This window comes from Burkholderia sp. KCJ3K979 (genome assembly GCF_016759955.1).
GTDB classification, from domain to species: Bacteria; Pseudomonadota; Gammaproteobacteria; order Burkholderiales; family Burkholderiaceae; genus Burkholderia; species Burkholderia orbicola.
Genome location: NZ_JACFYV010000349.1, coordinates 1 through 3,941, shown reverse-complemented (window position 1 = coordinate 3,941; position 3,941 = coordinate 1). Strand labels below are relative to the sequence as shown.

General features: G+C 69.6%; 3 protein-coding genes. 1 reads left to right on the top strand and 2 read right to left on the bottom strand.

Annotated elements, in window-relative coordinates:
• Together H3O04_RS34345 and pdxR are read right to left on the bottom strand one after the other, a co-directional pair.
• Nucleotides 1-1,521 (bottom strand): transglycosylase domain-containing protein (locus H3O04_RS34345; RefSeq protein WP_202589410.1); only part of this gene is annotated, 1,521 nt, incomplete at its 3' end.
• A gap of 124 nt (nt 1,522-1,645) precedes the next feature.
• The gene (gene pdxR / locus H3O04_RS34340) at nt 1,646-3,154 is read right to left on the bottom strand and encodes a MocR-like pyridoxine biosynthesis transcription factor PdxR (protein WP_202589409.1); all 1,509 of its coding nucleotides are present in this window, start codon (nt 3,152-3,154) and stop codon (nt 1,646-1,648) included.
• Nucleotides 3,155-3,277: 123 nt separating this feature from the next.
• On the opposite strand from pdxR, the gene H3O04_RS34335 reads away from it, so the two are divergent.
• Nucleotides 3,278-3,916, top strand: a complete 639-nt coding sequence (locus tag H3O04_RS34335; RefSeq protein ID WP_124678763.1) for an FMN-binding negative transcriptional regulator — start codon at nt 3,278-3,280, stop codon at nt 3,914-3,916.
• Nucleotides 3,917-3,941: the final 25 nt, after the last annotated feature.

The following is a 3,941-nucleotide window of genomic DNA, read 5'->3' as shown; positions in this document are numbered from 1 at the left end:
CATCGGCGCGCCGGTCGGCGGCTCCGCATCGGTCGGCCGCCACACGGCGCGGCCGTCGATCGGGATCGCGACGGGGCCGTCGACGAACGTGTCGCTCGGCCGCATGCCGTCCGCGAACGCGGCGCCATAGACGAACGGCTTGAACGTCGAACCCGGCTGACGCCGTGCCTGTACCACATGATCGAACGGCTCGCTGCCGAAATCGGGGCTGCCGACCCACGCACGGATCGCGCCGTTGCGCGGATCGATCGCGACGAAGCCGGCCTGCACCTGCGTCTTGCGCTCGCACAGCGCCCGCATGAATTCGCGATTCGCGCCGAGCTGCTTCAGCGTTGCCGCATCGGCGAGCCCCGTGTCGCGGACCTGCCGATACTCCGGTGTCTGACGCATGAAGCCGCGGAACAGGTCGTTGCGCAGCCCGCAGCCGGACGGCCCGCGCCATGCGCCGTCGGCGATCGCCTGCAGCCGTTCGATCTGCCGCGTCAGCGCTTGCGTGGCCATGTCCTGCAGCCGTGCATCGAGCGTCGTGCGCACGACGAGGCCGTCCGAGTAGAGATCGTAGTTGTTGCGGTCGGCCCACGCGATCAGCCACTTGCGCAGTTGCACCGCGAAATGCGGCGCGAGACCGGGCTGTGACGTCTGCGGTTCGAAGTCGACGCGCAGCGGCTGGCGCTGCAGTTTCGCGAACTGCTGCGGCGACAGCATGCCCATCTGCGCCATCCGGCCGAGCACGACGTTGCGCCGCTGGACCGCGCGTTCCGGATTCAGCACCGGGTTGTAGTAGCTGTTGCCCTTCAGCATCCCGACGAGCGTCGCGCTTTCCGTGAGGTCGAGCTGGTCCGCCGACTTGCCGAAGTAGGTGCGCGCGGCCATTTCGACGCCGTACGCGTTGTACAGGAACGGCACGGTGTTCAGGTAGGTTTCGAGAATCTCGTCCTTGCTGTACACCGCTTCGATCTTGAACGCGGTGATCAGCTCCTTCACCTTGCGCGTGAGCGTCGGCGCGCGGCCGACTTCGTCGGGATACAGGTTGCGCGCGAGCTGTTGCGTGATCGTCGAGCCGCCCTGCCGGTCGCCGGAGAACGTATGCAGCCCGGCCGCGAGCGTGCGGCGCCAGTCGATGCCGTGATGCGCGTAGAAGCGGTGGTCCTCGGTGGCGATCAGCGCGTCGACCATGTGCGGCGAGATCTGCTTGAGCGGCACCCATTCGCGGTTCACCGGCCGGAATTCGGCGATCAGCTGGCCGTCGGCCGACAGCACGCGCGCGGGGCGGTCGATGCGCGCCTTGCGGATGTCGCCGATGCTCGGCGTGAACGGAACGAACGCGAGCAGGAGCAGCAGGCCCAGCACCGGGATCGCGGCGAGCGTCAGCGCCACGCCGCGCCGGGTCGGATGGCGCAGGCGGTGGAGCATGCCCGCGCCGAGCGCGCGGACGCGCGTGCGGCACGCGGCGGCGAGCGGCGTGACACGGGCGCGGCAACGGAGCCACGCGTCTCGGAGAAACGGCACGAAGCGGTTCAAGGCGGCAGGAGCGCGGAGGGAAGACGCGCGATCCTAGCAAACGGAACCCGCGCGCGGGCCATGGAAACGGCCGTTTACTTGCAGGATTTACAGACGATTACGTTTGTTGCCCGCCGCCAACCTTTTACCGTGCGCGGGGCCGCGATTCCACTGACGAAACCACGTCCGCGAGCCGCTGCGCGGCCGCTTCCATCTGCGCGTGGCCGAACCCGCCGAAGCCGAGCACGAGCCCGGGACGCGCGGTGCCCGGCGCGAACATCGGCGATACCGCACGCACCGCGACACCGGCCTGGGCGGCGCGCGCGACGACGTCGAGATCGTCGATGCCCGCCGCGAGCCACAGCACGACGTGCATCCCCTGGTCGCCCGGCTGTACCCACGCGCGCTCGCGTGGCAGCCGCGCGCCGAGCGTGTCGATCAGCGCCGCGCGCTGTTCCGCGTAGACGCCGCGCACGCGTCGGATGTGGCGATCGAGATGACCTTCGGCGATGAACGCGGCGAGCACGTGCTGGTCGGCGGTCGGCGCGTGGCGGTCCATCAGCACGCGCGCGCCGCAGAACGCGGGCACGAGATCGTCGGGCGCGATCACGTAACCGAGCCGCAGCGACGGAAACAGGATCTTGCTGAAGGTGCCGAGATAGATCACGCGATCAGGCGCGAGGCCCTGCAGCGACGGGAATGGGTAGCCTTCGTAGCGTAGCTCGCTGTCGTAGTCGTCCTCGACGATCCATGCACGCTGTGTGCGCGCCCATGCCAGCAGCGCATTGCGCCGCGCCATGCTCAGCGGCATGCCGAGCGGGTACTGGTGCGACGGCGTGACGAATGCGGCGCGCGCATCGGGCGCGAGCCGGATGCCGGCGTCGACGTCGAGGCCGTCGGCATCGACCGGCACGCGCACCATCGCATCGCGCCGCCCGGTGCTTTCGAGCAGCGCGGTGATGCCGCGATAGGCCGGATTCTCGACCCATGCGCGGTCGTTTGCGCCGAGCAGCACCTGGCTCGCGAGATGCAGCCCCTGCTGCGTGCCGCTCGTGATCACGACCTGGCCGGCATCGCAGCGCACCGAGCGCGACCGGCGCACGTAGTCGGCGATCGCTTCACGCAGCGGCAGCGCGCCTTGCGGATCGGCATAGCCGGACGGCGCGCCGGCGCCGCGGGCGCGCAGGCGGTTGCCGAGCCGGCGCCAGATGTCGTCGGGCGCGGTGAGGCCGAGCGGCACCGAGATCGCGAACGGCATCGCCGGCAGCGGGCTGAATTCGCGGGCAAGCCGCGCGAAGGCGGCGGCGGGTTCGGGCAGGGCGTCGCGCGTCGGGTCCAGGCGCGGCGTGGGCGATTCCGGAGTGTTGCCGGGCGATGGTTCCGCGAGCGCATTCGCGACCCGCGTGCCCGCGCCGCCGCGCGACTCCAGAAAGCCTTCGGCGATGAGCTGCGCGTACGCGTCGACGACGGTGCCGCGCGCCACCTGCAGTGATGCTGCCAGCAGCCGCGTGGAGGGCAACGTGTCGCCGGGCCGCACGTCGCCGCGGCGCACCGCGTCGCGCAGCGCCTGCGCGAGTTGCCGGCTCAGGTCGCCGGCCGCGCGATCGAGCACGCCGAGCGACGGGATTTCGACGATCCGGGCCGTTCTTGCCATGATTCTGGTCTGCTGAAATTGTTTCAAACCGGCTCTACAGGATAAACCAGTTTGAGATCACAATCGAACCATGACGGGCTAGCACCCGCGCCATTTCCCACCCCGCACGACCGTGGAGCCGACATGTACGTCCCCGCCGATTTCAACGAACCCAACCCCGACGCGCTGCGCGAACTGATCGTGCAGCATCCGTTCGGCAGCCTGATCACGCACGGCAAGAGCGGGCTCGACGCGAACCACATTCCGTTCGAACTGATGCCCGGCGACGGCGGGCTCGGCGAACTGCACGCGCACGTCGCGCGGGCGAATCCGGTCTGGCAGGACGTCGCGGACGGCGACGAGGTGCTCGTGATCTTCCGCGCCGGCGACGCATACATCTCGCCGAACTGGTATCCGAGCAAGCACGTCGCGCATCGGCAGGTACCGACGTGGAATTACCGGGTCGTGCATGCGCACGGCCGCATCACGGTGCGCGACGACGAGAAGTTCGTGCGCGGCGTGGTCGCACGGCTGACGCGCACGCACGAAGCATCACAGCCGGTGCCGTGGAAAATGGGCGACGCGCCGCCGGACTACATCGACACGATGCTGCAAGCGATCGTCGGGCTGCAGATCGAGATCACGCGGCTCGTCGGCAAGCGCAAGCTCGGGCAGAACAAGGCCGAGGCCGATATCCGGGGCGCGGGCGAAGGGCTGGTCGCGCAAGGTCATCTCGCGATCGGGGAGGCGATGCTGGCGGAGGCCGACGCGAAGCGCGAATGAGCGCGTGACGCGAGCGAGTATCGAG